At 71.5% G+C, this 26,396-nt stretch carries 24 protein-coding genes; 11 read left to right on the top strand and 13 right to left on the bottom strand.

What is annotated here, in order from left to right; all coding sequences use genetic code 11:
* Positions 1-80: 80 nt before the first annotated feature.
* The 4 genes from LRS14_RS27005 to LRS14_RS26990 all read right to left on the bottom strand — a co-directional run bounded on the left by LRS14_RS27005 (position 81) and on the right by LRS14_RS26990 (position 5,122).
* The gene (locus LRS14_RS27005) at positions 81-2,060 is read right to left on the bottom strand and encodes a site-specific integrase (RefSeq protein ID WP_257801786.1); all 1,980 of its coding nucleotides are present in this window, start codon (positions 2,058-2,060) and stop codon (positions 81-83) included.
* 773 nt (positions 2,061-2,833) lie between these two features.
* Positions 2,834-3,472 carry a ParB/RepB/Spo0J family partition protein gene (locus LRS14_RS27000; protein WP_257801785.1) on the bottom strand — a complete coding sequence of 213 codons (639 nt, stop codon included), beginning with the start codon at positions 3,470-3,472 and terminating at the stop codon, positions 2,834-2,836.
* The gene (locus LRS14_RS26995; RefSeq protein WP_257801784.1) at positions 3,384-3,896 is read right to left on the bottom strand and encodes a hypothetical protein; all 513 of its coding nucleotides are present in this window, start codon (positions 3,894-3,896) and stop codon (positions 3,384-3,386) included. Before LRS14_RS26995 ends, LRS14_RS27000 begins: the two co-directional genes overlap by 89 nt.
* Complete coding sequence (locus tag LRS14_RS26990) at positions 3,896-5,122, bottom strand: AAA family ATPase (RefSeq protein ID WP_257802233.1); 1,227 nt, start codon at positions 5,120-5,122, stop codon at positions 3,896-3,898. Before LRS14_RS26990 ends, LRS14_RS26995 begins: the two co-directional genes overlap by 1 nt.
* A gap of 596 nt (positions 5,123-5,718) precedes the next feature.
* Between LRS14_RS26990 and LRS14_RS26985 the strand changes: the two genes are divergently transcribed.
* The 4 genes from LRS14_RS26985 (at position 5,719) to LRS14_RS26970 (ending at position 10,707) form a co-directional block, all read left to right on the top strand.
* The gene (locus LRS14_RS26985; RefSeq protein ID WP_083441020.1) at positions 5,719-7,182 is read left to right on the top strand and encodes a replication initiation protein; all 1,464 of its coding nucleotides are present in this window, start codon (positions 5,719-5,721) and stop codon (positions 7,180-7,182) included.
* 241 nt (positions 7,183-7,423) lie between these two features.
* On the top strand, positions 7,424-9,115 hold the full coding sequence (locus LRS14_RS30480) for an ATP-binding protein (protein ID WP_257801783.1): 1,692 nt from the start codon (positions 7,424-7,426) through the stop codon (positions 9,113-9,115).
* Positions 9,108-9,485: a response regulator gene (locus LRS14_RS26975; RefSeq protein WP_046116342.1), complete on the top strand. Its 378-nt coding sequence runs from the start codon at positions 9,108-9,110 to the stop codon at positions 9,483-9,485. The genes LRS14_RS30480 and LRS14_RS26975 overlap by 8 nt, the downstream gene beginning before the upstream one ends.
* Complete coding sequence (locus LRS14_RS26970; RefSeq protein WP_257801782.1) at positions 9,475-10,707, top strand: EAL domain-containing protein; 1,233 nt, start codon at positions 9,475-9,477, stop codon at positions 10,705-10,707. Before LRS14_RS26975 ends, LRS14_RS26970 begins: the two co-directional genes overlap by 11 nt.
* 13 nt (positions 10,708-10,720) lie before the next feature.
* On the opposite strand, the gene LRS14_RS26965 is transcribed toward LRS14_RS26970, so the two are convergent.
* Both LRS14_RS26965 and LRS14_RS26960 read right to left on the bottom strand, forming a co-directional pair.
* Positions 10,721-12,355, bottom strand: a complete 1,635-nt coding sequence (locus LRS14_RS26965) for an ATP-binding protein (RefSeq protein ID WP_257801781.1) — start codon at positions 12,353-12,355, stop codon at positions 10,721-10,723.
* Positions 12,356-12,558: 203 nt separating this feature from the next.
* Complete coding sequence (locus LRS14_RS26960; RefSeq protein ID WP_198157109.1) at positions 12,559-12,885, bottom strand: glycine zipper domain-containing protein; 327 nt, start codon at positions 12,883-12,885, stop codon at positions 12,559-12,561.
* A gap of 155 nt (positions 12,886-13,040) precedes the next feature.
* Here LRS14_RS26960 and LRS14_RS26955 point away from each other — a divergent pair, with 155 nt between their 5' ends.
* Positions 13,041-13,496 carry a universal stress protein gene (locus tag LRS14_RS26955; RefSeq protein WP_046116344.1) on the top strand — a complete coding sequence of 152 codons (456 nt, stop codon included), beginning with the start codon at positions 13,041-13,043 and terminating at the stop codon, positions 13,494-13,496.
* A 58-nt stretch (positions 13,497-13,554) separates the two neighbouring features.
* Here LRS14_RS26955 and LRS14_RS26950 read toward each other — a convergent pair whose 3' ends face one another.
* Both LRS14_RS26950 and LRS14_RS26945 read right to left on the bottom strand, forming a co-directional pair.
* A complete protein-coding gene (locus LRS14_RS26950) occupies positions 13,555-14,400 on the bottom strand; it encodes a universal stress protein (protein ID WP_046116252.1) in 846 nt (281 codons plus the stop codon).
* 100 nt (positions 14,401-14,500) lie between these two features.
* Entirely contained in the window at positions 14,501-16,075 is a 1,575-nt protein-coding gene (locus LRS14_RS26945) for a bifunctional aminoglycoside phosphotransferase/ATP-binding protein (protein WP_257801780.1), read from the bottom strand.
* 67 nt (positions 16,076-16,142) lie between these two features.
* Here LRS14_RS26945 and LRS14_RS26940 point away from each other — a divergent pair, with 67 nt between their 5' ends.
* Entirely contained in the window at positions 16,143-16,532 is a 390-nt protein-coding gene (locus LRS14_RS26940; protein ID WP_257801779.1) for a hypothetical protein, read from the top strand.
* Here the strand turns inward: LRS14_RS26940 and LRS14_RS26935 are convergent.
* From LRS14_RS26935 to LRS14_RS26920, 4 genes are all read right to left on the bottom strand, one after another.
* Positions 16,469-17,389, bottom strand: coding sequence for a branched-chain amino acid ABC transporter permease (locus tag LRS14_RS26935; protein ID WP_257801778.1), 921 nt, complete (start codon positions 17,387-17,389; stop codon positions 16,469-16,471). The genes LRS14_RS26940 and LRS14_RS26935 overlap by 64 nt on opposite strands.
* The gene (locus LRS14_RS26930; RefSeq protein ID WP_257801777.1) at positions 17,386-18,561 is read right to left on the bottom strand and encodes an ABC transporter substrate-binding protein; all 1,176 of its coding nucleotides are present in this window, start codon (positions 18,559-18,561) and stop codon (positions 17,386-17,388) included. Before LRS14_RS26930 ends, LRS14_RS26935 begins: the two co-directional genes overlap by 4 nt.
* 113 nt (positions 18,562-18,674) lie before the next feature.
* Positions 18,675-18,899, bottom strand: coding sequence for a hypothetical protein (locus LRS14_RS26925; protein WP_046116257.1), 225 nt, complete (start codon positions 18,897-18,899; stop codon positions 18,675-18,677).
* 344 nt (positions 18,900-19,243) lie between these two features.
* Entirely contained in the window at positions 19,244-19,870 is a 627-nt protein-coding gene (locus LRS14_RS26920) for a GNAT family N-acetyltransferase (RefSeq protein WP_257801776.1), read from the bottom strand.
* Positions 19,871-19,909: 39 nt separating this feature from the next.
* On the opposite strand from LRS14_RS26920, the gene LRS14_RS26915 reads away from it, so the two are divergent.
* The 5 genes from LRS14_RS26915 (at position 19,910) to LRS14_RS26895 (ending at position 25,952) form a co-directional block, all read left to right on the top strand.
* The gene (locus LRS14_RS26915; protein ID WP_046116258.1) at positions 19,910-20,134 is read left to right on the top strand and encodes a hypothetical protein; all 225 of its coding nucleotides are present in this window, start codon (positions 19,910-19,912) and stop codon (positions 20,132-20,134) included.
* 6 nt (positions 20,135-20,140) lie between these two features.
* Positions 20,141-22,882 (top strand): sensor histidine kinase, encoded by a 2,742-nt coding sequence (locus LRS14_RS26910; protein ID WP_257801775.1) that lies wholly within the window; start codon positions 20,141-20,143, stop codon positions 22,880-22,882.
* Positions 22,854-23,228: a response regulator transcription factor gene (locus tag LRS14_RS26905; RefSeq protein WP_046116346.1), complete on the top strand. Its 375-nt coding sequence runs from the start codon at positions 22,854-22,856 to the stop codon at positions 23,226-23,228. Before LRS14_RS26910 ends, LRS14_RS26905 begins: the two co-directional genes overlap by 29 nt.
* Positions 23,225-25,417, top strand: a complete 2,193-nt coding sequence (locus tag LRS14_RS26900) for an exonuclease domain-containing protein (protein ID WP_257801774.1) — start codon at positions 23,225-23,227, stop codon at positions 25,415-25,417. The genes LRS14_RS26905 and LRS14_RS26900 overlap by 4 nt, the downstream gene beginning before the upstream one ends.
* 61 nt (positions 25,418-25,478) lie before the next feature.
* Entirely contained in the window at positions 25,479-25,952 is a 474-nt protein-coding gene (locus tag LRS14_RS26895; RefSeq protein WP_046116261.1) for a DUF421 domain-containing protein, read from the top strand.
* Here LRS14_RS26895 and LRS14_RS26890 read toward each other — a convergent pair.
* Entirely contained in the window at positions 25,949-26,392 is a 444-nt protein-coding gene (locus tag LRS14_RS26890; RefSeq protein WP_257801773.1) for a DMT family transporter, read from the bottom strand. The genes LRS14_RS26895 and LRS14_RS26890 overlap by 4 nt on opposite strands.
* Between the last annotated feature and the right edge of the window lie 4 nt (positions 26,393-26,396).

Genomic DNA, 26,396 nt, shown 5'->3' with positions numbered 1-26,396 from the left:
CCGGCATCGGGCGATGGCGTGGCGAGGGAGGATGCGGCGCGAGGGTGTGGTCATGGCGGGTACGGACAAAAGCATGGACTTCAGCGTGCTGGCCCTGGCGGGCTGCCGGCATTCTGGCCCGCCCGCGGCGGCGGACGCCGGTACAGCGCGGTGATGGCGGGCGAGGCATGGCCCAGCCGGTGCTGCGTGGTGGCCAGGGGCAGCCCCCGGGCCAGCGACTGCAGGCCGTGGGTATGGCGCAGCCAGTGGGTGCTGGCACGGCGCAGCGCATCGGCATCGGCCAGCGCGCCGGCGCCACGGGCATCGGCCGCGCATTGGCGGAACAGGCGCTTGAACTGGTCTGCCAGCGTGGCCGCGCCGATGCCCTGGCGCGGATCCAGCGGCCGGCCGGCGGCCAGGCCGGGCGCCCGTTCGCTGAAGTCCGCCGCCTGGCCCAGCAGCCATGCATCGGCCTGCGCCGGATGCAGCGGATCGGGCCGCAGGCCGCGGCCCGGCAGGCTGGCAACCAGCGCCTGCACCGCCGCGGGCGGCAGGCCCAGCTCGCGGTCGCGCTGGCCCGGGCCGGGGATGCGCAGCCAGAGGATGGGCGGGCTGCCGGCCGCCGCGGCGTCCAGCGTGGCCGGGTCGTCGGCCTGCAGATCGCCAAGCCGGGCCGAGACGGCTTCCGACAGGCGCAGGCCGGCGCCTTGCATCAGCTGCCAGGCCAGCCGCAGGCGCTGGTGGGCGGCGGTGTCCGGCAGCAGATGCAGCCGGCGTTCCACCCAGGCGCATTGCGCGGGCGACAGGCTGCGGCCGCTGTCCAGTGCCGGTCGTCGGCCACAACCCGCGGCCGCGCCCAGCCACGGGTTGCCGCCGAGGTGGCCTTCGCGGCCCAGGAAGTCGTACAGGTTGCGCAGGATGGTCACCGTCTGCCGGCGGGCGCCGGCCGACAACGGTCCTTCGAACGGCCGCCACAGCACCGACCAGCGCGGCTGGTGGCGCGGACCACACCAATCGGCCCGCGGCTGCGGATCGGCCACGAAGGCCAGGTAGGCCTGCACATCGGCCGCCGTCACCTGCGACAGGGCCACGCCGCGCACCAGCACCGCCCACAGCAGGAAGCGTTCGGCCTCGCGGCGGTAGGCGCGCCGGGTGTGTGCCGAGGCCTGGTCCTTGCTGGCCAGCCACGCCAGCAGCGCATCGCGGTCCGACGAGACGCCCAGCGCCGCGTCGACCACCGGCCGCCGGAGCCGCCCGTGGCGACCGTCGAGCGCGGGCGGCACCTGGAAGTGCTCGAGTGGCCGGATTGCCGAGGACGCGTGACCGCTGCGCGTGGGCATGGCGCGCGGGCCGGCGGGCACGTCCAGCCGCGCGCAGAGGTCGGCGGGCAGCGCCAGCGGCTGTTGATGGGCCGCCAGCCAGCGTTCCACCCGCAGGGCCTTGAGCGCCCCCACTGCGCGTACCGTTCGCCACCAGCGGCCGGGGGCATGCTGGACGCGATGGCACAGCTGCCGCAGCGTGGCGAGGCCGGCACTGGCAAGGCGCCCGGCAAGCTGCGGATCGAGCCAGGCATCCACCGGATCGTCCAGCTGGGGCGGCCGGGCCGACAACGACTCCAGCCAGCGCAGTGCCTCCAGCTGCCGCGCGACCAGCCGGGCGCGCCGGCCCAGGCGCTGCGCCGTGCGGCCGTGGGCGGCCTCGTAGGCCTCCATCTGCTCGGCCTCGGAGAAGTCCTCCAGCCCCTGCTCGGCGGCGAAGGCTTCCAGCGAAGGCAGCACCGCCGCGTCGTCCGGCATGCGGCTGAGATCGACGAGCACCAGCCGCGCGATGCCGTGCCGGCGCTCCCGCCGGGCTGCGGCCGCAAACGCATCGCGGATGCCCTGCACCACCTGCCGCATGTGGCCCAGGTCGGCGGCACGGCCGTCGCCTGGATGCAGGTAGCGCGACCACGCCTCCCGCAGCCCGACGCCCTGCACCAGGGCGCGCATGAAGGCGTAGTGGCTGGCGTTCAGCCGCAGGCCGGTGGAGGAAGCCGCGGAGGGCTTTCTCTCGGGGAGCGGAGAACTTTCGGGAGTGGGCATTTGGGGGAAGGCGGAAATGACGCTGGTTTTTTTGCTGGTTGATTACTTGTGCAGATGATTCTAGCCATAGCTCTGCTTTTGGTTGATTCGGCAGAGCTGGGCTGAGCTTCTTGGCCAAGTCAGCGATCTCCGCGGGTGTGCCAACAACAGCTCTCGGCATACGGCACCGGGTGCTCGGACGAGCGCCCGCAAGCGATGCTGCGGTGCATTGCTCGTGACGCTCGGTCTGCTGCGTGCAGTGCGGAGGCGGACATCGTGTCCATGGCTGAACGCCTGTGCGCGCCAGCCACTTCTCACGGAACTGCATCGACGAGGCGCCAGACTTCATCGGAGAGTTTTCGGGAATGCTTCGAGGCTGGTGCGATCAGGGTTAAACGCACTGTCCGCCATAGTCCGCTCGGGTGCGTCGACCCTATCTGCCGACCATGGGCCCTCGCCTGTGGCAGTCCTCCGCATGCCTAACGCGCCAACACGCTGCCAAACAGCGTACGAGTGGGTGCCGGCTTGCACTTACCGTTCCACGGACGCCACGCGTTGATTGCAGGGCGAGACACCTCTTTGTGCACCAAGCCGCCGTAACGCACCTGCGACCCGCCGTAACTGGTGAGTCCCCGAATTGGCCCACGCTGCGCTACTGCTGGACGAGTCCGCGAGGTCGCGCACCGTCGTCTCACGGAGAACTTTCGGGAGTCCTCTTGACGCTTTTCGGTGCCCCAAACGAAAAAGGGGTTGGACCGTCCAACCCCTCTTCGTCTGCCACGCCAGTGCTTGCCTCAGCCTCCAGGCGGAAGCCCCAGGAATGTCCGGATCGCCTCCGCGAGCGCAGCTCGCTGCGGCTCCGTCAGCTGCCGATCAAAGCGGACCACCGTCCGGCCCTGCTCATCGCTGGTCACGACGGCCACCCGCTCCCGTTCGTTCTGGATCACATGCTCTGAGCCACGCACCGCACGCGCAGGCTCGTCCAGATCCAGCAGCCGCTCCAGCACCTGCTTGGCCGACAGCGGTTCGGCCCTGGCGGCCAGCGCCTTCGCACGCGCCATCAGTCCATCCGGGTCCTTCTGCTGAGCATCGTTCAGTAGCTTGGCCCAACGAAACTGCAGATCAAGGGGCGACGAGAAGGCGTCGACCACCGCCTTGGGCAGCCGGGCCAGCGACAGCGCCTTGCCGACGTCGCCCAGGTCCCGGCCGATCGCGGCAGCCAGCTGGCGGTTGGAGGCGTACAGCCCTGCGTCGAGTGCGCGGGCATACATCATTCCCTGCTCCCAGGCGGACAGATCCTTGCGAGAGCGGTTCTCCCGCTCCATCGCCACGAACAGGTCCTGCTCATTCACCTGCTCCACCATGGCCAGCACCGGAATGCCCAGCTCCAGGCACGCACGATGGCGGCGATGACCGAAAACGATCTCGTACACCGGCTCGATGCTGCCCGGGGGGTTGGACCGTCCAACCCCCTCTTCCCCCGCTCGCGGCGGCTGCGCCGGCAGACACCGGCCGCACCTTGATCGGCTGCACGTTGCCGTTGGCCGCAGCAATCTCTTCCTTCAGTGCAGCGAAGTCCGGACCTTCGAACGAGGCCGCATGGCGGTTCGCCCACACCGACGAGCGCACCAATCGCGGGTCCAGTTTCCGCACCGGCAACGCGCCTTCATAGCGCGCCAGCTCTTCCCGCAGACTCTCCGCCTCCTTGATGGCGGTGGACTGTGCGGACATGAAATGCAGCATCGAACCCGGTGCCGTCTTTGCCCGAACCTCTTCCGCCGGCTTCGGAACAGGCTCCTTCGGGGCGGCTCCCGGGATCTGGATCAAGCCCGCCTTCTCGAACAACTTCTTCGCCATCACCTAGCTCCCCGTGCCACCGTCGCGGCGACCGGCGCAGTCACCGCCGCCTGTTCCAGCACCTGCCGACGCCACACCGACCACACCGAGCGCTCGATGTGCGAAACAAAGGTGTCGTAGGCATCGCGGGCCCGCTTGAAGGTCTTGGCACTACCGTCATAGCGTGCGATGTCGTACACGGTGCCAAATTCCGCGCTGGTGGTCGCGGCCACGGCGGTCTTCGGAATCTCTACCGGCAACACCTTCTCGGCGTACGTCTGGCCGATCCATTGCCGCACGATGTTGCTGGCCGCGTCCGATGAATCGACCCGCGCCAGCAGCACGTGGATGAAGTCGAATTCCTTGGTCAAGCCGCGCTTGGTCAGCAGCTCCGACGTGAGATCGGCGAACAGGCTCCAGAACTGCGACGCCGAGGCGAAGTCCAGTGCGTTGGGTGGCAGCGGCATGATGATGCCGTTCGAAGCCATGAACGCATTGATGGTGGTGTAGGACAGCGAGGGCGGCGTGTCGATCACGATCACGTCGTATTCGTCCCGCACGTCGTCGATCCCCAGGTCCAGCACACGCCAGAACTCGAAGCCCGGTTCCTGTGTCTGCCGCGCGGGCAGGGCGAACTCGGCGCCGAACAGCATCGGTGCAGCCGCCACCAGGTCGATGCCGTCCCAGTAGGTGGGGCGGATGGCATAGCGGATCGAGGTTTCCGAGCCCATGGTCAGCGGCAGGATGGTGTCGTCCTCCTCCACCTCGGTGTCCGGCAGGATGCCGAACAAGGTTGTCAGCGAACCCTGCGGGTCGGTGTCGATCACCAGCACCTTGTGGCCCAGCAGCGTCAGGCCCTGGGCCAGCGTCACCGCCGTGGTGGTCTTGGAGACACCGCCCTTGAAGTTACCGATGGCGATGGTCACCGCCTCGCCGCCCGCGGGCCGCAGCCACTCCTTGCGGTACTCGCGGATCCAGGTCCGGGCCTCGGCCAGGCTGAATTCACGCCGGCTGCCGGCATCGTTGAGTCGACCGGCAGGCAGGTCGCCGCGGGTAATGCGGTGGCTGAGCGAGCCCTTCTCGATGCCCAGCATCGCGGCCAGCTGACTCAGGTTAAAGACGGGCGGCGACTTGCGGGCGGTGGGCGCCAGCATGGCCGCGCGGATCTCTCCCATCATTGCGACGGCGCGGTCGGCCTGGTCGCGGATGCCTTCCAACGGAATGGGCCGTGGAGGCTTGATTGTCATGTGGTCCAACAGAACGCTCCTGGTTTCACAAACCTTGCAGGCTTGACGTTTAGCCTGCTCTGGGAGTCGATTCTGTCAACGTCCGGACCGCTTGCAAAGCAGAAACGGCTGGGCGCTCGATGGAGACTGTATGAGGGCCGCTAGGCTTCCACAACGCCATGGGTTTATTGAGTTCAACACCTTCAAGCCCTTTAATACCTTTACGGGCCAGATTTCCCAATCAAATCAATGACTTACATGACATCAGGTGAGTGGATTCGGTAGCCGGCGGAGGCTTTGCAGGAAGTTCATGGAGGGCCAACAGGAGGGCGGCGGAGAATTTTCGGGAAGCCGCGGAGCGGGCTCGGGAGGCCGGCTCAACCACGTTCCACAGGCGTTTCACGGCATTTCGGTGGCTTGCAAGAGCCGTTGTTGCCCCCGAAAACCCTCCGCGGCAGGTACGCCAGCCGGCGTGAGGTGAGCATTTTCGGGAAGCGCAGGCGCCCACGGAACCCTGCTGAGGTGAGGATTTTCGGGAAACTCTTCGATTCGCAGTGCCGAACATTCATGTGAGAAGCCGCCTCACATCAGCCGCGGGCTCCGCTACAGTCGCGGCCATGACGTCCGAGCTTGTCCTCACCTCGCCGGCGCCGGCCCCGGTGGCTGCGGCGGCCGATCCGGCGGCGCCCGCGCCTCGGCGATCGTTGCGTGCGCGGCCTGCGGTGGCCGAAATCACGGTGCCGCTGCGCAAGCCGGTCAACACGCTGGCCATCGTGCCCAAGTCCCAGCGCATCACCTCGCTGGGCCGCAAGAGCTACAACGTGCTGCTGTTCGAGGCCCAGTCCCAGGGCCTGGACAAGGACGTGTTCAGCGCACCGCTGGAACGCATCATCCGTGGCGTCGATTTCGACTCCAACGACCAGGAGCTGATCAAGAAGCACCTGCGCGCGATGGTGTCCACCACCGTGGAGTGGCAGTCGCCCACCACGGGGGAGGGCACCACCTGGAACGTCAGCGGCCTGCTGGCGCATGCGCGGCTCAGCAAGATCCGCGGGCAGGTGTGGGTGGAGTGGTCGTACGCGGTCAACCTGAAGCAGGAACTGCTGCAGCCCACCGTGTTCGCGCGGCTGTCGCTGGAAATCATCTCGCAGCTGCGCTCGCATGCCGGCATCGCGCTGTACGAGATCTGCTCGCGCTACAAGGACATCGGCCGCACCTCGCGCCAGGCCTGGGCCTGGTGGCGCCCGGTGCTCAGCGGCCGTCCGGAGAACGAGAAGACCGCCAAGCTCGAATACCGCATCTTCAAGCGCGACACGCTCAAGCCCGCCATCGCCGAGGTGTGCGCCATCACCGACATCGACGTGGAGCTGGTGGAGCACAAGGCCGGCCGCTTCGTCTCGGAGCTGCAGTTCCTGATCCGCCCCAAGGCGCGCGAGGCGCTGCCGCCGCGCCAGCCGCCCGAGCCGGTGGACCTGGCGGCGGTGAGCCAGGCGCGCGCCCTGGGCATCGACGACAACCGGGCCGAGGAGCTGATCGAGGCCTACGGCATGCAGGCCTTCACCACCGGGCTGGAGGCGCTGCGCAAGCGGCTGGAAACCGCCTTCCCCGAGCCGCTGCGCGATCCCTTCCGCTACCTGAAGGCGCTGCTGTCGGGCGAGGCCACCACCCGCGCCGCCAAGGCCGCTGCCGAGCGGCACGACGCCCCTGCCGCCGGCGCGGCCGATGGCGCCGCACCGGCCCGCACCGAGGAAGACCGCGCCGCCCAGGCGCGCCGCGAGGCCCGCTGGACCGAAGCCTGGATCCGCCACCGCCGCGAGCAGATCGTGCGCGACATCGCCAGCCTGTCGGCCGAGGAGCAGGCTCGTCTCTCGCAGGCGCTGCTGGAGGACATGGAGGCGCGCCAGGTGCACCCGTCCATCCGCAAGCGGCTGCAGACCAGCGGCTGGCAGCATGCGCTGGTGGTGGCCGAGATGGTGCGCTTCTACGCGGTGGGTGCCATCGGCGACGACTGGGACCGGCCAACGCCGCAGCAGCTGCTGGCCATTGCCGCCCAACTGGGCGACGGCAGCCCGGCGCGCTGAAGCGGCCGGGGCGCCCGCCCTGCCTCAAGTGGCGGCCGCCGGGCGCCGATAAACAGCCATCGTCCCGCCTTCCGCCGGGATGCAGGCCGGCCTCCGGCCCCCAGGCCGCCGATGCCGTCCCCCGACCACCCTGGAGCCACCGCAGCGTCGCCCGCGCCGCCGGCCGGCCCGTCCTCTCCACCCGCCGCGGCGCCTGTCCGCGCGCTGCAGGCCCTGGCTGGCCGCCCTGCGCCAGTCGGCGGTGGCCATCGGCCTGGCCGTGTTCGTGCTCAGCACGCTGTGGCTGGGCATCACCTACGAGCTGGACGAGGAACAGGCCACGGTGCGCGCCTACACCCAGCGCAACCTCACCAACCTGAGCCGCGCCTTTGCCGAGCACACGGCCAAGACGCTCGACGGCGCCGACCAGGCGGTGCGCTTCACCCGCCACGAATACCTGGACAAGGGCGCCGCGCTCGACCTCAGCAGCTACCTGGGGCTCAAGGGCATCGTCGGGCCCGAGTACCACCTGGTGTCGGTCATCGGCCCCGATGGCTACGTCAGCCATTCCACCCAGCCCTTCCAGCGGGTGGACCTGCGCGACCGCGAGCATTTCCGGGTGCACACCCAGCGCACGCGCGACGAGCTCTTCGTCAGCAAGCCGGTGCTGGGTCGCGTGTCGCAGCGCTGGTCCATCCAGCTCACGCGCCGCATCACGCTGGCCGACGGCCGCTTCGGCGGCGTGGTGGTGCTGTCGCTGTCGCCCGAGTACCTCACCCGCTTTTATGCCGACGTGGACCTGGGCCTGCACGGCGCCATCGCGCTGGTGGGCCAGGACGGCGTGGTGCGGGCCAGCGCCAGCCCGGACGAAGCCCCTGACCTGCGCAGCATCGAAGGCAGCCCGCTGTTCCGCGCCGCCATGGCCCGGCGCGAAGGCACGCTGGTGGCCCGCAGCCCCATCGACGGCATCGAGCGCCACTGGGCCTTCCGCCGGCTGGATCCGCACGGGCTCATCGTCTTCACCGGCATGGGCAGCAGCGACGTGATGGCCGCCTATGCCGAGCTGCGCCGCAATGCGATGGCCGCCGGGGCGCTGGCCACGCTGATCGTGCTCGGATTCGTGGCGGCGCTGGTGCGCCATGCCCGGCGGCAGGGCCTGCTGATGGCGCAGCTGGAAGCCAGCCGCCTGGAGGCCCAGGCCGGCAGCCAGCTGAAGACGCGCTTCCTGGCCACCGTCTCGCATGAGCTGCGCACGCCGCTCAACGGCATCCTCGGCTTTGCCGAGACCATCCGGGACACCAGCCAGGACGCCGAGTCGCGCCAGCACGGCGGCGTCATCCATGCCAGCGCCAGCCAGCTGCACGGGCTGGTCAACACCATCCTGGACCTGGTGAAGATCGAGACCGGCCGCATGACGCTGCAGCCCGCGGCGGTCACGGTGGAGGAACTGATGCGCGGCGTGCACGCCCGCCATGCGCCCGACGCCCAGGCCCGCGGCCTGCGGCTGTGGATGGCGCTGCAGCCCGGAACGCCCGCGGTGCTGCGCACCGATGCGGCGCGGCTTCGCCAGGTGCTGGACCAACTCATGGGCAATGCGCTGAAGTTCACCGCCGAAGGCGAGGTGTCGCTCATCGCCCGCGCCGATGCCGGCCTGCGGGGTGAGCCGGCATTGCTGATCGAGATCGGCGACACCGGCATCGGCATCGCGGCCGAGCGGCTGCCGCGCCTGTTCAACCGCTTCGAGACCGCCATGGCCAGCTTCGACCATGCCGGCCAGGGCGCCGGCCTCGGCCTGCCGCTGGCGCATGAACTCACTGCGCTGCTGGGCGGGCAGCTTGCGCTGGCCTCCAGCCCCGGCCAGGGCACCACCGCCACCGTGCGGCTGCCCCTGGCGCTGCCGCCCGCCCTGCCTTCCGCACCCCCTTCCGTTCCCGAGGATGCGCTCCATGCCTGAGCCCGAGAAGTCCGCTCCGCTGGCCCTGGTGGTCGACGACAACCAGCTCAACAGCCAGCTGGTGGCGATGTTCCTGCGGCGCCTGGGCTGGCAGGCCGAGGTAGTGGACGCCGGCGGCACCGCGCTGGCCCGGCTGGCCGAGCGCCACTACGACCTGGTGCTGCTGGACCTGCGCATGCCGCAGATGAGCGGCGAGCAGGTGTGCCGCCGCATCCGCGAGGAACTGAAGCTCACCGCGCTGCCGGTGGTGGCCTACACCGCCCACAGCATGCCGGAGGACAAGCAGCGCATCCTGTCCGCCGGCTTCAACGAGCTGCTGATCAAGCCCATCTCCTTCCAGGACGTGCGGCAGCTCTGCCATGTGCTCTGACCGCGTGGCCGGCGCCGCGGTGCGCGTGTGGGTGGCTGTGAACGAGCCGAAGATCGCCGCCGGCCTGGCCCAGGCCCTGCGTGAGGGCGGCGCCGAGGTGGCCGCCGTGGTGCACGACCTGCGTGGCATCAAGCGGCTGCTGGCCGGCGGCCAGCCGCTGCCGCAGGTGCTGGTCACCGGCCTGCGCTTCGTCGACGGCGACGGCTTCCAGCTGATGCGGCTGCTGGCCCGCCGGACGGATGCGCCGGCGCTGTTCGTCGTCAGCCGGCAGCAGCGCGCGGTGATCCGCGCCGCCATCAACCTGGCCGCCGCCTGCGGCCTGGCGCTGGCCGGCATGGCCGAGCTGCCCACCACCGCCGAGGAGATCACCCGGCAGGTGCTGGCCTACCGCCGGCCCGCGCCCGAGCCGATGGCGGCCGACACCGCGCCGCTGCCCGAGCTGTGCCGCGACGAGCTGCTGGCCGTGCTGGACCGCGACGTGCTGCAACCCTGGATGCAGCCCAAGCTGCGCCTGGCCACCGGCGAGATCATCGGCTTCGAGGCGCTGATGCGCGCCCACGATGCCGACGGCGGCCTGGTGATGCCGGACCGCCTGGTGGCCGCGCTGCAGCGCCACCACCTGCTGGACCAGGCCACGCTGCACATGGCCCGGCGCACGGTGGACTTCGTGGCCACCTGCCTGGGCGAGGGCATGGCCGTCAGCGCGTCCATCAACGTGTCGATGCAGTCGCTGTCCAACCTGGCCTTCTGCCAGGAGCTGGCCGCGGCGGTGGACCATGTGCAGCTGGACCCCAGCTGGATCACCATCGAGATCACCGAGACCGACGCCATGGCCGACCTGGCCTCGGTCATCGAGAACACCGGCCGCATCCGCATGCTGGGCTTCAACCTGGCCATCGACGATTTCGGCACCGCCTATTCCAGCTTCTTCCAGCTCTCGCGCATCCCGTTCTCGGAGCTGAAAATCGAGCGCGCCTTCATCCACGGCCTGGAGGCCGACCGCAGCAAGCAGGGCATCGTCAAGGCCTGCGCGATGCTGGGGGCCTCGTTGGACATGCACGTGGTGGCCGAAGGCGTGGAAACCGCCGAGGAGCTGGCGCAGGTGCGCGAGGCCGGCTGCACCGAGGTGCAGGGCTGGTTCGTGGCCCGCCCGATGCCTGCGCCCCACGCGCTGGCCTGGCTGCGCGACCTGCCCGAACAGCGCTTCGCCCTGCCGGGCTGAAGCCGCCGGCGCTTCAGGCCGGCACCCGCCGCAGCACCGCCGCGGCTTCCAGCAGCAGTCCTTCGCACAGCACCGCCGCACGCACCGGATGGCCGGCGCGCAGCGCCAGCTCCACCTCGGTGGCGCGCTCGGTCAGGTGCGCATGGCCGAAGGAGCCGGCGGTGCCGCGCAGCACGTGCACCAGCCGGCCCAGGGCCTGCCAGTCGCTCGCACGCAGCGCATCGCGCATGCCCTGGATCTGCGCCGGCAGGCCGGCGCGGAAGGCCTGGTGCAGCTCGGCCATCTCGGCCTGGAAGGCGGCTTCCTGGGCATCGTCCTCGTAGGCCACGCCCAGGTGCTCGCCGATCACCTGGTAGAAGCGCTCGCGGTCCACGGGCTTGGCCAGCACGTCGTTGCAGCCGGCCTCGTGGTAGCGCTGCACGTCGGCCTTCATCACGTTGGCCGTCAGTGCCACTATGCGGGTCTTGCAGCGGCTGGCGCGCAGCTGGCGGGTGGCGGTCTCGCCGTCCATCACCGGCATCTGCATGTCCATCAGGATCAGGTCGAAGTCCTGGCGCAGCGCCAGCGTCACCGCGTCCTTGCCGTTGGCGGCCACCGTCACCGCCAGGCCGGCCTGGCGCAGGAAGGCGCTGAGCAGGCGCTGGTTGTCCGCACCGTCCTCGGCCAGCAGCACGCGGCCGGCCAGCTCGGGCACGGCGATGGAGGTGATCTCGAAATCACCGCGGCCCCAGTACAGCAGGTCGCCTTCCATCGTCAGCAGCTCGGCGCGCGGCACCGGCGCGGCCAGCGGCATCACCAGCTCGAAGCGGCTGCCCGCCTGCGGCTGGCTCTGCACGCTGATGCGCCCGCCCAGCAGGCCCGCCAGCTGGTGCGAGATGTACAGGCCCAGGCCGGTGCCGCCGAACTTGCGGGTGGTGGTCAGGTCGGCCTGCGAGAAGGGCTGGAACAGCCTCGCCTGCTGCGCCTCGGACATGCCGATGCCGGTGTCCACCACCGCAAAGCGCATGGCGGGCTCCTCGGCGTCGTAGTGCAGCTCCAGCGTCACGCTGCCACGCGGCGTGAACTTGATGGCATTGCTGATGAAGTTCAGCAGGATCTGCTTCAGCCGCACGGGGTCGGTGCGCAGCACCGGCGGCAGCGGCAGGAAGGGCTGCACCTGGAAGGCCAGCGAGCGCTCGGCCGCCCGGCCCGACACCAGCGCATTGATGTCGCGCAGCAGCAGCGGCAGCGGCAGGTCGATCTGCTCCAGGTCCACCTGCTGCGTCTCGATCTTGGCCAGGTCGAGGATGTCGTTGATCACGTCCAGCAGGTGCCGGCCATTGCGGATGATGGTGCGCAGCGCCTCCTCGCGGTCCACCGGGTTGGCCACCGGCTGCATCAGCAGCTCGGCAAAGCCGATGATGGAGGTCAGCGGCGTGCGGATCTCATGGCTCATGTTGGCCAGGAAGGCGCTCTTCGCGCTGCTGGCGGCCAGGGCCTCGTCACGCGCCTGGCGCAGCTCCCCGGTGCGCGCGCGGATGGTTTCCTCCTGCTCGGCCACCACCCGGTCCAGCCGGGCACGGGCCTCGGCCAGCTCGGCCTGCGCCTGCTTGCGGGCGGCGCGCTCCAGTGCCAGGCGGCGCTCCAGCGCCTCCACCAGCGGCTTCAACCGCGGCCTCCGCCGATGATGCGGGCCGGCGCCGCGCGGTGGGCACGCAGCGGCGCGGAAAGGGGCAGGGGCGGAGGTACGGCGGGCACGGTTCGGGACGCGGTGCGCGAGCGCCGCGTTCGAGCTCAGGAAGGCCTGTCATCGGCCCGCCCGGGCCCGACTTGAGCCGGCGCGCCCGCATGCCGGCCCGGTCCGTGAGGCACTCAGCGGCGGCGGGACAGCGCGACCAGCAGCCCGGCGATCACGCCCACCGCGGCGGCCACGCCCACGGCCGCATACGGATGGCTGTGCACCTGCTCGTCCACCAGCCGGGCGGCGCGGCGGGCGCGGTACATCGCCACCTCCTCCAGCTCCTGCAGCTGCTCGCGGCTGCGGGCCAGGCGCGCGGCCAGGCGGTCGCGCAAGGCCTGTGCCTCGGCATCGCCCTGCTTCAGGCCGCCCTTGATCAGCGCATCCGCCTCGTCCACCGCATGGCGCAGCCCTTCGGTGATGCGGTCCTGCATCGCGTGTTCCTGGGAAACGTTGGTCATGTGTGCTCCGGGTGGTGGATGGATGTGCCTGCACTGTAGGCCGTGCCGCCGCGGCTGCACGCCGGCTGCCGTGCCGCGCTTGACCGGCATCAAGGGCTGGCGCCGGCGCGCAATCCACACTGGCCGCCCGCCCTCGGCTGCTGCAGGTGAAAGCCATGTCCTATCAACACATCCTGGTGCCGGTCGACGGCAGCCCCACAGGCTTGCGCGGCCTGGACGAAGCGGTGGCGCTGGCGCGCCTGACCCGGGGGCGCCTGCGGCTGCTGCATGTGGTGGACGAGCTCACCTTCGCCAGCGGCTTCGAGACCGGCACCGCCTTCATGGCCGACGTGGTGCCGCTGATGCGCGAGGCCGGCGAAGCGGTGCTGCGCGAGTCCGCGGCCCGGGTGCAGGCCGCCGGCGTGCCGGTGGATACGGTGCTGTGCGACCGCTTCGCCACCCGCGTGTGCGACGCGGTGGTCACCGAAGCCCGGCAGTGGCCGGCTGATCTCATCGTGCTGGGCACCCATGGCCGGCGCGGCGTGGGCCGGCTGCTGCTGGGCAGCGATGCCGAGCAGGTGCTGCGGCTGGCACCGGTGCCGGTGCTGCTGGTGCGCGCGCTGCCTACCTGAAGAAGAAGACGTTCCCGCGGCGGTACTGCAGGGCCGAGGTCATCGGGCCCCTCCGGGGTCAATGGGACATCAGCACCGGCACCGTCATCGTCAGCAGCAGGCTGCGCGTGGCGCCGCCCAGCATGCTCTCGGCCCAGCGTGCATGGCCGTAGGCGCCCATCACGATGAGGTCGCTGCCGCGGTCGGCCGCGCGGGAGAGCATCGCCTCGCCGATGGGAATGTCGGTGGTCTCCACCGCCACGTCGGCCATCACGCCCTGCCAGGCCAGCCACTGCTGCAGTGACTTCAACCGGTGCTGCGCCGCGGGCGTGTCGTCGGCCATGCCGCCTTCGTTCCACCACACCACCTCCACCGTGCGCGCGCGGCGCAGCAGCGGCAGCGCGTCGGTGAGGGCGCGGGTGGCTTCGCGGCTGTCGTCCCAGGCCACCAGCACCCGCTGGCCCACCGGATCGAAGTGCCCGGCATAGGGCAGCACCAGCGTGGGCCGCGCACTGTAGAGCACCGCCTGCTCGACGATGGCCTGCACCGCCGCATGGCCGCGGACCCGCGGGTCGGCCTGGCTGACGATGGCCAGGTCGCTGCAATGCGCATGGCGCACCAGCGAGGCGGCGGCGTCGTTCTCGTCCACCACCGTCTCGAAGGAAGGCAGGCCAGCGGCGGCGCAGGCCTCGCGCATGCCAGCGGCGGCGGCGTGCGCGCGGCTGCGCATCTCGGTCCAGGCCAGCTCGGTGAGTTCGGCGAAGTTGCCGCCGATCTCGGGCATCACCGGCACGTCGATCAGGCCGGTGGGCGCCAGGCCCACCAGGTGGGCCTCGAAGCTGCGCGCCAGGCGGATGGCCACGTCGATGCGGGCCGCGCACAGCGGGTCCTGGTCGAGCAACACGAGCATGCTGCGGTAGGTCATGGAAGGCTCCTGGTGCGGCGGTGTTGCGGGCATTGTTCGGCGCGGCTGCGGGCGGCTGCTTGATCTGGCGCAAGCAGCGGCGGGGCGTGCCGCGTCGGCCTCAGCGCAGGGCTTGCCAGCGTGCGGCCAGGTCGGCAGGGCAGGGCGGCTGCGTGGTGTCCACCGGCAGGCAGGGCGCGCCTTCGTCGGGCGCCAGCGGCTCGGCCAGCGTGGCCAGCTTTGCCAGCACCGCTTCATCGGCCTCGGAAGGATCGCCGCCGCTGGCCAGGCGGTGGGCGATGCGCCGGCGCAGCACCGGCATCGGCGCCTGGCAGTCGATCAGCGCCACCGGCATGCCCAGCGAGCGGGCCAGCGCGATGAAGCGCAGGCGTTCGTCCCGGCGCAGGAAGGCCGCATCGACGATGACCGGCCAGCCGGCGCGCAGCGCGGTTTCGGCCAGCGCGTGCAGCCGCGCATAGGTGCGGCGGTGCGCGTCGGGCCCGTAGAGGTCCAGGCCGGCGCGGCGAGAGTCGGCCAGCGGACCCAGGCCGTGCAGCCGCTTGCGCTCGACGTCGGAGCGCAGGCGCACCGCGCCGGCGGCCTGCAGCAGGGCTTCGGCCAGCTGGCTCTTGCCGCTGGCCGGCAGGCCGTGCATCAGCGCCAGCCGGGCGTCCTCACCGAAGGCCAGGCGGTGCGCCAGGCCCAGGTAGCCGGCCATGTCGCAGCCTGCGGGGCCGGCCCGGCCCTGCGCAGCCTGCAGCACCGCCACCTGGGCCCGCACCAGCGCGCGGCTGACCAGGTAGAAGCGCAGCAGCGGCAGGCCCTCGTGATCGCCGCCGGCCTGCAGCCAGGCATCGAGGAAGCGCCAGGCCAGCGCCGGTGCGCCATGCGCCAGCAGGTCCATCACCACGAAGGCGATGTCGTGCATCACGTCCACCCAGCGCAGCGCGGGGTCGAAGTCGATGCCGTCGAAGGCGGTGGCGGCGGGCGTGGGGCGATCGAAGGCCAGCAGGTTGGCCAGGTGCAGGTCGCCATGGCCCTCGCGCACGCGGCCGGCCTGCAGGCGAGCCTCGAACTGCGGTGCCAGTGCAGCCAGCTGCTGCCGGAGCCAGGCGCGCAGCGGCGGCCAGTGGCTCACGGTGGCGGCCTGCTCGGCGGCGTCCAGGCCCGCAACCAGCCGGCCCATCACCTCGTTCAGCGCCTGCGGCGTGCCCCAGGGTCCGTCCGCCGGTGCCGCTGCGGCCTCGGCATGAAAGGCCACCAGCCGCGCCGCCAGCGCATCCACATGCGCAGGAAGCAGGGTGCCGGCGGCCACGCGGGTGCTCCACAGCGCCGCGTCGTCGAAGCGGCGCATCTGCACCGCCACGTCCACCACCGGCCCCGGGGCATCGCCCAGCACCGGGCCGGCAGGGGTGGCGTGCACCTCGAGCAGGCCGAGGTAGATCTCCGGCGCCAGGCGGCCGTTCAGGCGCAGCTCCTCTTCGGCGCAGAAGCGCCGCCGCGCCAGCGTGGCGCAATCGACGAAGGACAGCTGCAGCGGCTTCTTCAGCTTGAAGGCCTGCGTGGCGGTGAGCAGCACCCAGGAGATGTGCGTTTCCACCAGCTGCACCGGCCCGCCTTCGGTGGCCTGCAGCCATGCCTGCAGCGCAAGCACGCGGGCGGTGGCGGCGGGGAGGGAGTCGGCATCGGCTGGCATCGGCCCACTATGCACAGCACCGCCGGTGGCGGGTCTGTCCAGACGCAAAAAGTGAAGCGGTCGGCTGATGGCGCCGCAGCAGCAGTACCCGCCGGGCATGCTGGACCTGCTGCTCTGGCCCAGCATCGTCACCCAGCGGCCGCAGCCACCCGAGACGGCTTACCTGCCGCTGCCCCAGGCACTGGCCCGCCACAGCGCGGCGCACCTGGTGCAATGCAACTGGCCCCATGCGCTGAACACACCGGACGGCAGGGGCCTGGGCGGCAGCCACGTGCTGGCGCCCGATGGCACGCTGCTGTTCAGCCTGCCCGACGACGAGGCCGGGTTGGCGGTATCCAGGCTGGGCAGCCGCGAGATGATCTGGCACCCCGACCCGCCGCCCCCCAGCCCCCGCTACCCCCGCGCCGGAAACAGCCCCTGCGGCTTCCAGAACAGCACGGCCGCCATCAGCAGGTAGATCAGGATGGATGCCAGCGCCGGCCCGGCGCCGGACGCGGCCGCGGGGCCGAGCAGTCCGGCCAGCGCCCAGGGCACGAAGCTGCGGCCCACGGTGTCCACCATGCCCACCAGCAGCGCGCCCACCAGGGCGCCGCGCACCGAGCCGATGCCGCCGATCACCACCACCACGAAGGCCAGGATCAGGATGCTTTCGCCCATGCCCACCTGCACCGCCAGCAGCGGGCCCAGCAGGCCGCCGGCCAGGGCGCACAGCGCGGCACCGGCCGCGAACACCAGCGTGAACAGCCGCTTGACGTCGGCACCCATGGCCATCGCCATCTCGCGGTGGCTGGCACCGGCGCGCACCTGCATGCCGATGCGCGTGCGCGTGATCACCAGGTACAGCCCCAGCGCCACCAGCAGGCCGGCGGCGATGATCACCAGCCGGAAGGCCGGGTAGCTGAAGCCCGGCCACAGCTCGACCGGCCCGGCCACCGCCGCGGGCAGGTTCAGCATCAGCGGCTGCGGCCCCCACAGCATGCGCACCGCTTCGTTGCACATCAGCAGGATGGCGAAGGTGCCCAGCACCTGGGAGAGGTGGTCGCGTTGGTAGAGGCGCCGCAGCACCGCCAGCTCCAGCGCCACGCCGAACAGGGCCGTGCCCGCGATGCCGGCACCCAGCCCCAGCAGGAAGGAGCCGCTGGCCTGCGTGGCCGCGGCGGTGAGGTACGCGCCCACCATGTACAGCGAGCCATGGGCCAGGTTGATCATGTCCATGATGCCGAACACCAGCGTCAGCCCGGCGGCCAGCAGGAACAGCATCAACCCGAACTGCAGGCCGTTGAGGGCCTGCTCCGCCAGCAGCGTCGCGCTCACGACATCCTGCAGGCGCTGGCGTAGGCGTCCACGTGGTTCTTGAACACGGTGCCCAGCGTGCGGTTGGTGATGCGGCCCTGGCCGTCCCTGGTGACCACCCGCAGGTGGTAGTCCTGCACCGGGTACTGGTTGGCGCCGAAGCGGAAGCCGCCGCGCACCGAGCTGAACCGGGCCGCCTTCAGTGCCTGCCGCAGTGCCTGCTTGTCGTCGAGCTTGCCCTTGGCGTCGCGCACCGCCGCGTCCATCAGCATCGCGGCGTCATAGCCTTGCGACGCGTACAGCGTGGGCAGCCGGCCGTAGGCCTTCTGGAAGTCGGCCACGAAGCGCTTGTTGGCCGCGTTGTCCAGGTCGTGCGCCCACTGCGAGGTGTTGAACATGCCCAGCATCGGTTCGCCCACGGCGCCGATCACGTCCTCGTCGGCCGAGAAGCCGGGGCCGAACAGGGTGGCGTCCTTGGACATGCCCGAGGCCACGTACTGCTTGACGAAGTTGATGCCCATGCCGCCCGGCAGGAAGATGTACATCGCCTCGGGCTTGGCCGCACGCACCTGGGCCAGCTCGGCCGCATAGTCCAGCTGGCCCAGCCGGGTGTAGATCTCCTGCACCACCTCGCCCTTGTAGAAGCGCTTGAAGCCGGTGAGCGCATCCTTGCCCGCCGGGTAGTTGGGCGCCAGCAGGGCCACTTTCTTGAAGCCCTTGTCCTGCACCGTCTTGCCCACCGCCTCGTGCTGGTTGTCGTTCTGGTAGCTGACGCTGAAGAAGTACGGGTTGCACTGGTCCCCCGCGTACTGCGACAGGCCGGCATTGGCGCTGAGGTAGAAGGTCCTGGCCGCGAAGGTGGGCGGGCCCACCGCCAGCATCACATTGGAGAACACGATGCCGGTCATGAAGTCGACCTTGTCGCGCTTGAGCATGCGGTCGGCCAGCTGGCGCGCGACGTCGGGGCTTTGCTGGTCGTCGGCGACGATCACTTCGGCGGGCCGGCCGCCGAGCTGGTTGCCGGTGTGCTTGAGCGCCAGGTTGAAGCCGTCGCGGATGTCGATGCCCAGCGCGGCGCCGGGCCCCGACAGCGTGCTGATGAAGCCCACCTTCACCGCATCGGCGGCAAGGGCGGCGGCCGGTGCCGCGAGGGCGGCCGCCAGCAAGGGGAGGGCGGCAAGGGCGAGACGCATGGCAAACACTCCTGGAAGGTGGGATGGCCACCGGCCAGGCGGCCGCACGCTGCGGCCTGCCATGCCTGCGGGCAGGCGCCGGCCGGGACGGGCCGGAGCTTACCCGCCGTGCGTCATGCGGCCGGCGCTTCCTGGGTGCGTATCGCGCCTTCGGCGACGTAGCGCTTGTAGTCGGTCAACGGCATGGCGGTGAGGCCGCGGGCCTCGCCTTCTTCCCAGCTGAGGGTGGCGTCCCGCTCGGTGAATTCCACCTCGATGGGGCCGGGGCGGATGGCGATCTGCGCGCCGTCGCCTTCACGGTAGAAGACTTCGCCGACGATCTCTGCGTGCTGTGTCATGGGTGACTCCTGATTCCGACCAAAGATCGATGGGTGAGATGCTCGCGCGCGGTTTTTCGTTCCGCCACCGGACGTGCGCGCGAAGGCCTGTAGGTGCCGTCCTACGCGGCGGCGGCATCAAACAGCACGTCGGCAACCGGCCTGTTCCTGCGATCAGGCCGGCGCCAGGTCAGCACAATGCACAGCTGAACGAGGCGAACAACCGACCGCACCATTGGGCGGAATCCCGGAACCCGTGACCGGCGCCAAGACCCCGTCGTTCCAGCATGACGCTGGCACGCCCGGTAGCGAGAAGGGCCACCCCACGGTGGCCCTTTGCTTTGTGCGGCCGGTCATCCGGCGGCTCACACCGGCGGCAGCACCCGCAGGTACAAGACCTCCGAAGGCCGCAGCCCCAGCGGCGCGGCCTCCTCCGGCGTGGCCGGGCGCATGCCCAGCTGCTGCATCAGGTGGATTGAGCGGCCATGCGCCGCCTCGGCCGATGCCAGCAGCAGCGTGATGCCGCAGTGCGCATGCAGGTGCTCCACCATGGCCGCCGTGGCGCGCCGCGCGATGCCGCGGCCGTGGAAGCGGCTGCCGAACACATAGGCCACCCAGCAGGTGCCCGGCGCGATCACCGTGGCCTGCACGTAGCCGGCCGCTTCCTCCCCGCCTTGTGGGCCGGTTACCCACACCACCCAGTTCAGCCACACCTCGGTGCCATCGGCGGACCCGCCTTGCGCCAGCTGCGTGAACACCTCGCGCAGGTAGCCCAGCGAGGGCGGCGGGCCGTAGTCCAGGTGGGTGTAGATCGCCGGGTCGGCCAGCACCGGGTACATCGCCTCCGCATGCTCGGGCCGCAGCGGCCGCAGGCGCAGGCCGTCGGCCTGCAGCTCGGCGGCGGCCGGATCGTCGGCGGATGGATAGGTGGGCGTGGGCATGCCCCACGATAACAAGGCCGCCTGCTTCAGGCTGGTGTAAGCGGTGCGCACCACAGTGGCCTGCACGGTGCAAAGCGCGCCGCCCGCCCCATGTCCGCCGATCCCCTCGACAGCCCGCCCCGCCCGCCGGCCGACCTGCGCAGCCAGCGCCTGCCGGCCCTGGCCGTGGCGGCGCTGCTGCTGTTCAACTATCCGCTGCTGGCGCTGTGGGACCACCCGGTGCTGGTGCTGGGTCTGCCGCTGTTCCCGGCCATGCTGTTCGGCCTGTGGGCGCTGCTCATCGCGCTGCTGGCCTGGCTGATGGAACGGGACTGAACCACCATGCTGGCGCCGGCACTGGTGCTGGCGGCCTCGGCCGCCTACCTGTTGCTGCTGTGCCTGGTGGCGGCCTGGGGCGACGCGCGGGCGCGGCAGGGCCGCTCGGTGGTGGGCCATGCCGGCGTGTACACGCTGTCGCTGGCGGTGTACTGCACCGCATGGACCTACTACGGCAGCGTGGGCCGGGCGGCCTCGGCCGGCATGGCCTTCCTGCCGGTGTACCTCGGCCCCATGCTGGCCATGGTGCTGGCCTGGCTGGTGGTGCGCAAGATGATCCGCATCGCGCGCAGCTACCGCATCAGCTCCATCGCCGACTTCATCGCCAGCCGCTATGGCCACAGCCCGCTGCTGGCCGGGCTGGTGACGCTGGTCACCCTGGTGGGCATCGTGCCCTACATCGCGCTGCAGCTGAAGGCGGTGGCCACCGGCCATGCGCTGCTCACGCAGCCGGGCGGCACGGCGGCTGCGCCGCTGTCGCCCTGGTGGCGCGACGGCACGCTGGCGGTGGCGCTGGCGCTGGCCGGCTTCACCATGGTGTTCGGCACCCGCCAGCCGGGCAGCGCCGAGCGCCACGAGGGCATGGTGCTGGCCATCGCGGTGGAGTCGCTGGTCAAGCTGCTGGCCTTCGTGGCGGTGGGCGTGTTCGTCACCTGGGGCCTGTTCGGCGGGCCGGCCGACCTGTTCGCGCGGGCGCTGCAGCAGCCCGCGCTGGCGCGGCTGCTCACGCTGGGGCCGAGCCAGCCGCTGGCCTACGGGCAGTGGCTGGCGCTCACGGTGCTGTCGGCGCTGTCGGTGCTGTTCCTGCCGCGGCAGTTCCAGGTGATGGTGCTGGAGAACGTGGACGAGCGGCACCTGCGCCGCGCGGCCTGGGCCTTTCCGGCCTACCTGCTGCTCATCAACCTGTTCGTGCTGCCCATCGCGCTGGGCGGGCTGATGCACTTCGCCGGGGCGGGACAGCCGCAGGCCTCGCCCGACGGCTTCGTGCTGAGCCTGCCGCTGGCCGCCGGGCAGCCGGCGCTGGCGCTGCTGGCCTTCGTGGGCGGTCTGTCGGCCGCCACCGGCATGGTGATCGTGGAGGCCACCGCCGTCAGCACCATGGTGTGCAACGACCTGGTGCTGCCGCTGCTGCTGCGCAGCCGCCGCTGGGCGCATGCGGCCGACCTGAGCGGGTGGCTGCTGGCCATCCGCCGCGCGGCCATCGTGGCCCTGCTGCTGCTGGGCTGGCTGTACATGCGGCTGGCCGGCGAGGCCCAGGCGCTGGTGAGCATCGGTCTCATCAGCTTTGCCGCAGTGGCGCAGTGCGCGCCGGCGCTGCTGGGCGGCATGTACTGGCGCGGCGCCACCCGCGGCGGCGCGCTGGCCGGGCTGGCGGCGGGCTTCGGCCTGTGGCTGTACACGCTGATGCTGCCTTCGCTGGCGCGCTCGGGCTGGCTGGCCGATGGCTTCCTGCAGCACGGCCCGGCCGGCCTGGCGCTGCTGCGGCCGGAGCAGCTGTTCGGCCTGGCCGGGCTGGACAACCTCACGCATTCGCTGTTCTGGAGCCTGCTGGCCAATGCGGCGCTGTTCGTCGGCGTGTCGCTGGCGCGGCGGCCCGGGGCGCAGGAGCTGGCGCAGGCGGTGCTGTTCGTCGACGTGTTCAGCCGCACCGGCGCGCCGGCCGGTCCGCAGGCGCCGCTGTTCTGGCGCGGCCAGGCCCGGGTGCACGACCTGCTGGCGCTGGCCGGCCGCTTCCTTGGCGAGGCCCGGGCGCGTGCGCTGTTCATGCGGCATGCGGCCGGGCAGGGCGTGGCCGACCTGGCCGCGCTGGTGCCCGATGCCGGCCTGGTGCACCTGGTGCAGACCGAGCTGGCCGGCGCCATCGGCAGTGCATCGGCGCGGGTGGTGGTGGCGCGCGCGGTGCAGGAGGAGGCACTGGCCGCCGACGACGTCCTGCGCATCGTGGAGGAGGCCACGCGGCTGCGCGCGGCCAACCAGCAGCTGCAGAGCCTGGACCGACTGAAGGACGATTTCATGTCGTCGGTGACGCATGAGCTGCGCACCCCGCTGACCGCCATCCGCGGCCTGGCCGAGCTGATGCGCGACGAACCTGGCATGCCCGAGGCGCAGCGCCAGCAGTTCCTGGGCATCGTGGTGGACGAGGCGCAGCGGCTGTCGCGGCTGGTCAACCAGGTGCTGGACCTGGCCAAGATCGAGAGCGGCCATGCCCGGTGGCTGGAGGAAGACGTGGACCTCAGGGCGCTGGCGCAGCGCTCGGCCGACGCGGTGGCCGAGCTGCTGCGCGAACGCGGCGTGCGGCTGTCGCTGGCGCTGCCGCCCGACCCGCTGCCGCCGCTCGTCGCCGACCCCGACCGGCTGATGCAGGTGCTGGTGAACCTGCTGTCGAATGCCGCCAAGTTCGCGCCCGCCGGCCGCGGCCAGGTGCGGCTGGCGCTGCAGGCCGATGCCCGGGGCGCCACCTTCAGCGTGGCCGACGACGGCCCCGGCGTGCCCGCCGCGGAGCGGGAGCTGGTGTTCGAGAAGTTCCGCCAGGGCAGCGCCGGCGGCGGGGACCCGCGTGTGCAGGGCACCGGCCTGGGCCTGCCCATCTGCCGCGAGATCGTGGCGCATCACGGCGGGCGCATCTGGCTGGAGCCCGACACAGGTCAAGGCGCGTGCTTCCGCTTCACGCTACCTTGGCAGCGCGGGGCGCAAGCCCCGCCGCCGCCGGAGACACGCCATGCGCCACAAGATCCTGATCGCCGATGACGAGCCCAACATCCTCATCACCCTGGACTACCTGATGAAGCGCGAAGGCTTCGACGTGCGCCTGGCGCGCGACGGCCAGGAGGCGCTGGACGCGGTGGCCGCCGATTGCCCCGACCTGCTGCTGCTGGACGTGATGATGCCGCGCAGGAGCGGTTTCGAGGTCTGCCAGGCGCTGCGCGCCGAAGGCCACGGCGGCCGGCCGCGCATCCTGCTGCTCACCGCCAAGGGCCGCGACACCGACGTGGCCAAGGGCCTGGCCCTGGGCGCCGACGGCTACATGACCAAGCCTTTTTCCACCCGCGAGCTGGTGCAGCGGGTGAGGGCGCTGCTCGGCCCTGCGCCATGAAGCCGCGCCAGGCGCTGTGGGCCGGTGTGGCCGGCGCCGGGCTGGCGCTGCTGGCCTGGCTGCTGTCGACAGGCGGCCTGCTCTGGGCCACGCTGTCGGCCGCCGAGCGCGCCGCGGTGGCGCCGGTGCTGGGCCCGCGGCTGCCCTTGCTGGGCGGCGCCGTGCTGCTGGCCGCGGCGGCAGTGGCGGCCGGCGTGCAGCGCTGGCTGCTGCCGCGGGCCGACGCGCTGCAGCGCCTGGCCGAGCAGGCCCGCATCCGCGTGCAGGCGCCGGCCCAGGCGAGTGCGTCGCTGCAGACCATCGACGGCGAGGGCGGGTCGGCGCTGCGCGCGCTGGCCACGGCCATCGACGAGCTGGTGCGCCAGCGCGAGGCGCTGCGGCAGGACGTGGCCGAGCAGGTGCGCCTGGCCAGCCTGGAGATGGAGCTGGAACGCAACCGCCTGGCCGCGCTGATGTCCGAGCTGACCCAAAGCGTGGTGGTGTGCAACCTGGACGGCCGGGTGCTGCTGTACAACCAGCGCGCGCGGCTGCTGTTCCGCGACCTGTCCGGCACGCCGGCGCTGGCCGGCGGCGCCGAGCTGCTGGGGCTGGGCCGGTCCATCCACGCGGTGCTGGAGCAGCCGCTGCTGGCCCATGCGCTGGACACCATCCGCGCCCGGCTGCTGCGGGGCGATGCCGCCGCCTCCGCGCAGTTCGTCACCGTGGCCGCCACCGGCCGCCTGCTGCGCGTGCAGGTGGCGCCGGTGCGGGATGCCGGGCCGCAGGGCGGCGAGGGGCTGCAGACCATCGCCGGCTTCGTGCTGATGGTGGACGACGTGACCGACGAGTTCGAGCAGGGCGCGCTGCGCGACCGCCTGCTGCACCAGCTGACCGAGGGCCAGCGCGGCCCATTGGCCAACCTGCGCGCGGCCGCCGAGATGCTGGACGACGGCGGCCTGGACGCGGGCCTGCGGCAGCGCTTCGTGGCGGTGATCCACGAGGAGGTGGGCACGCTGGGCCGCCGCATCACCGAGCTGGCCGCCCGCGCGCAGGAAGGCGTGCGGACCCGCTGGCCGATGGAGGAGATGCGCGGCGCCGACCTGGTGGCTGCCGCCCAGCGCCGGCTGGCGGACCGTCTGGGCCTGCACGTGGGCTTGCAGGCCGTGGACGAGATGCTGTGGCTGCAGGTGGACAGCTATGCCCTGCTCACCGCCCTGCACTACCTGGCCGGCCGCCTGGCCGACGAATTCCAGGTGCGCATGGTGCAGCTGCGCCTGCAGCGCGCCGACACCGGCCATGCCCAGCTGGACCTGCTGTGGGGCGGCCAGGCCCTGAGCGCCGAGACGGTCATGAGCTGGGAGCTGGACCCCATGCGCATCGGCGGCGACACCAGCCCGCTGAGCCTGCGCGAGGTGCTGGACCGCCACGGCGCCGAGTTCTGGTTCGAGCGCGAGCGGGTGCGCCACCAGGCCTTCTTCCGGCTGCTGCTGCCGCTGTCGGCGCCGCCGCCCACGCCGCTGGCCGAGGCGCTGCCGCTGGTGGTCGGCGGCCGGCCCGAGTTCTACGACTTCGACCTCTTCCAGCACAGCCCGCAGCACCAGGCGCTGGAACACCGGCCGCTGGCCGAGCTTGCCTACACCGTGTTCGATACCGAGACCACCGGCCTCCAGCCCTCGCAGGGCGATGCCATCCTGCAGATCGGAGCGACCCGCATCACCGGCGCCAAGCTGCGCCGGGCGGAGAGCTTCGAGCAGCTGGTCGATCCGCAGCGGCCCATCCCCGAGGCCGGCATTGCCATCCACGGCATCACGCCCGAGCGGGTGCGCGGCCAGCCCGCCATCGGGCAGGTGCTGCCGGCCTTCCACCGCTTCGCGCAGGACACGGTGCTGGTGGCCCACAACGCCGCCTTCGACATGCGATTCCTGCAGCTGCAGCAGGCCGCCACCGGCTGCGTGTTCGACCAGCCGGTGCTGGACACGCTGCTGCTGTCGGCGGTGGTGCATCCGCACCAGCCCTCGCATGCGCTGGAGGCGATCGCCGCCCGCTTCGGCCTGCCGGTGGCCGGCCGCCACAGCGCGCTGGGCGATGCGCTGCTCACCGCCGAGGTGTTCCTGCGGCTGCTGCCGCTGCTGCAGGCCATGGGCATCCACACCCTGCACCAGGCGCGCGAGGCGGCCCAGCGCACCTACTTCGCCCGCCTGGCCTATTGAGCACTTGCGTCCGGGTATGCAGGTTGCCGAGCCGGGCCTGTATCAACTTGCGGCCTGCCGAATGTTCAGCTTGGAGCAAAACGGGTGGGAACTGGTGCTGCGTGCGGTGCTGGTGTATGCGGCGCTGCTGGTGATGGTGCGCCTGTCGGGCAAGCGCACGGTGGGCCAGTTCACGCCGTTCGACCTGCTGGTGATGCTGCTGCTGAGTGAATCGGTGAGCAATGCCCTGACCGGCGGCGACGAGTCGCTGCCCGGCGGCCTGCTGTCGGCCGGCACGCTCATCCTGCTCAACGGCCTGGTGGCGCTGGCCACCACGCGCAGCCGGCGCGTGGAGCGGCTGGTGGAAGGCGAGCCCGTGCTCATCGGGCGCGACGGCCAGTTCTTCGAAGCCGTGATGCGGCGCCACCGCGTGGCCGATTCCGACATGGAGCGCGCCTTGCGCGAGGCCGATTGCGACAAGCAGGACATGGCCTGCGCCTTCCTCGAGTCCAACGGCGGCATCAGCGTGATGAAGAAGCAGCCACCGCGGGCCTAGCCGCGCGAGGGTGCCGATACCAGCGCCACGCCGGCCGTCGTCACCACGATGCCCAGCGCGCTCAGCGCGGTGGGCACCACGCCGTACATCGCCCACTCCAGCACCACCGCCACGATGGGCGTGAGGAACAGCAGGCTGGTCACGCGGGTGGCATGGCCGCGGCGCATCAGCCAGTGCAGGGTGTTGGTGGCCAGGATGGAGGCGAACAGCACCAGGAAGGCCAGCGAGCCCGCCAGCGGCCAGCTCCACCGGATGCGCAGCCCTTCCACGCCCCAGGCCAGCGGCGCCAGCACCAGCGCCGACAGCAGCAGCTGGATGAGCCGCCGCGCTGCGCAGGTCGGCCGTGGGGCAGTAGCGGCGCTGGTACAGCGTGCCCGCGGTGATGGCCACCAGCGAGATGGCCACCGCGGCCAGCGCCGCGCCGTTGACCGCCTGCACATCCAC

The organism is Aquincola sp. J276, assembly GCF_024700035.1.
GTDB classification, from domain to species: Bacteria; Pseudomonadota; Gammaproteobacteria; order Burkholderiales; family Burkholderiaceae_C; genus Aquincola; species Aquincola tertiaricarbonis.
Note: the sequence above shows the minus strand (reverse complement) of the source record. Positions and strands in the feature narration are given on the sequence as shown.

Excerpts from the sequence above, each read along its gene's own strand:
- LRS14_RS27005 (WP_257801786.1), bottom strand. The coding sequence starts at position 2,060 with ATGCCCACTCCCGAAAGTTCTCCGCTCCCCGAGAGAAAGCCCTCCGCG.
- LRS14_RS26995 (WP_257801784.1), bottom strand. The coding sequence starts at position 3,896 with ATGGCGAAGAAGTTGTTCGAGAAGGCGGGCTTGATCCAGATCCCGGGA.
- LRS14_RS26990 (WP_257802233.1), bottom strand. The coding sequence starts at position 5,122 with ATGACAATCAAGCCTCCACGGCCCATTCCGTTGGAAGGCATCCGCGAC.
- LRS14_RS26985 (WP_083441020.1), top strand. The coding sequence starts at position 5,719 with ATGACGTCCGAGCTTGTCCTCACCTCGCCGGCGCCGGCCCCGGTGGCT.
- LRS14_RS26975 (WP_046116342.1), top strand. The coding sequence starts at position 9,108 with ATGCCTGAGCCCGAGAAGTCCGCTCCGCTGGCCCTGGTGGTCGACGAC.
- LRS14_RS26970 (WP_257801782.1), top strand. The coding sequence starts at position 9,475 with ATGTGCTCTGACCGCGTGGCCGGCGCCGCGGTGCGCGTGTGGGTGGCT.
- LRS14_RS26960 (WP_198157109.1), bottom strand. The coding sequence starts at position 12,885 with ATGACCAACGTTTCCCAGGAACACGCGATGCAGGACCGCATCACCGAA.
- LRS14_RS26955 (WP_046116344.1), top strand. The coding sequence starts at position 13,041 with ATGTCCTATCAACACATCCTGGTGCCGGTCGACGGCAGCCCCACAGGC.
- LRS14_RS26950 (WP_046116252.1), bottom strand. The coding sequence starts at position 14,400 with ATGACCTACCGCAGCATGCTCGTGTTGCTCGACCAGGACCCGCTGTGC.
- LRS14_RS26945 (WP_257801780.1), bottom strand. The coding sequence starts at position 16,075 with ATGCCAGCCGATGCCGACTCCCTCCCCGCCGCCACCGCCCGCGTGCTT.
- LRS14_RS26940 (WP_257801779.1), top strand. The coding sequence starts at position 16,143 with ATGGCGCCGCAGCAGCAGTACCCGCCGGGCATGCTGGACCTGCTGCTC.
- LRS14_RS26930 (WP_257801777.1), bottom strand. The coding sequence starts at position 18,561 with ATGCGTCTCGCCCTTGCCGCCCTCCCCTTGCTGGCGGCCGCCCTCGCG.
- LRS14_RS26925 (WP_046116257.1), bottom strand. The coding sequence starts at position 18,899 with ATGACACAGCACGCAGAGATCGTCGGCGAAGTCTTCTACCGTGAAGGC.
- LRS14_RS26915 (WP_046116258.1), top strand. The coding sequence starts at position 19,910 with ATGTCCGCCGATCCCCTCGACAGCCCGCCCCGCCCGCCGGCCGACCTG.
- LRS14_RS26910 (WP_257801775.1), top strand. The coding sequence starts at position 20,141 with ATGCTGGCGCCGGCACTGGTGCTGGCGGCCTCGGCCGCCTACCTGTTG.
- LRS14_RS26905 (WP_046116346.1), top strand. The coding sequence starts at position 22,854 with ATGCGCCACAAGATCCTGATCGCCGATGACGAGCCCAACATCCTCATC.
- LRS14_RS26900 (WP_257801774.1), top strand. The coding sequence starts at position 23,225 with ATGAAGCCGCGCCAGGCGCTGTGGGCCGGTGTGGCCGGCGCCGGGCTG.
- LRS14_RS26895 (WP_046116261.1), top strand. The coding sequence starts at position 25,479 with ATGTTCAGCTTGGAGCAAAACGGGTGGGAACTGGTGCTGCGTGCGGTG.
- LRS14_RS26890 (WP_257801773.1), bottom strand. The coding sequence starts at position 26,392 with ATGTGCAGGCGGTCAACGGCGCGGCGCTGGCCGCGGTGGCCATCTCGC.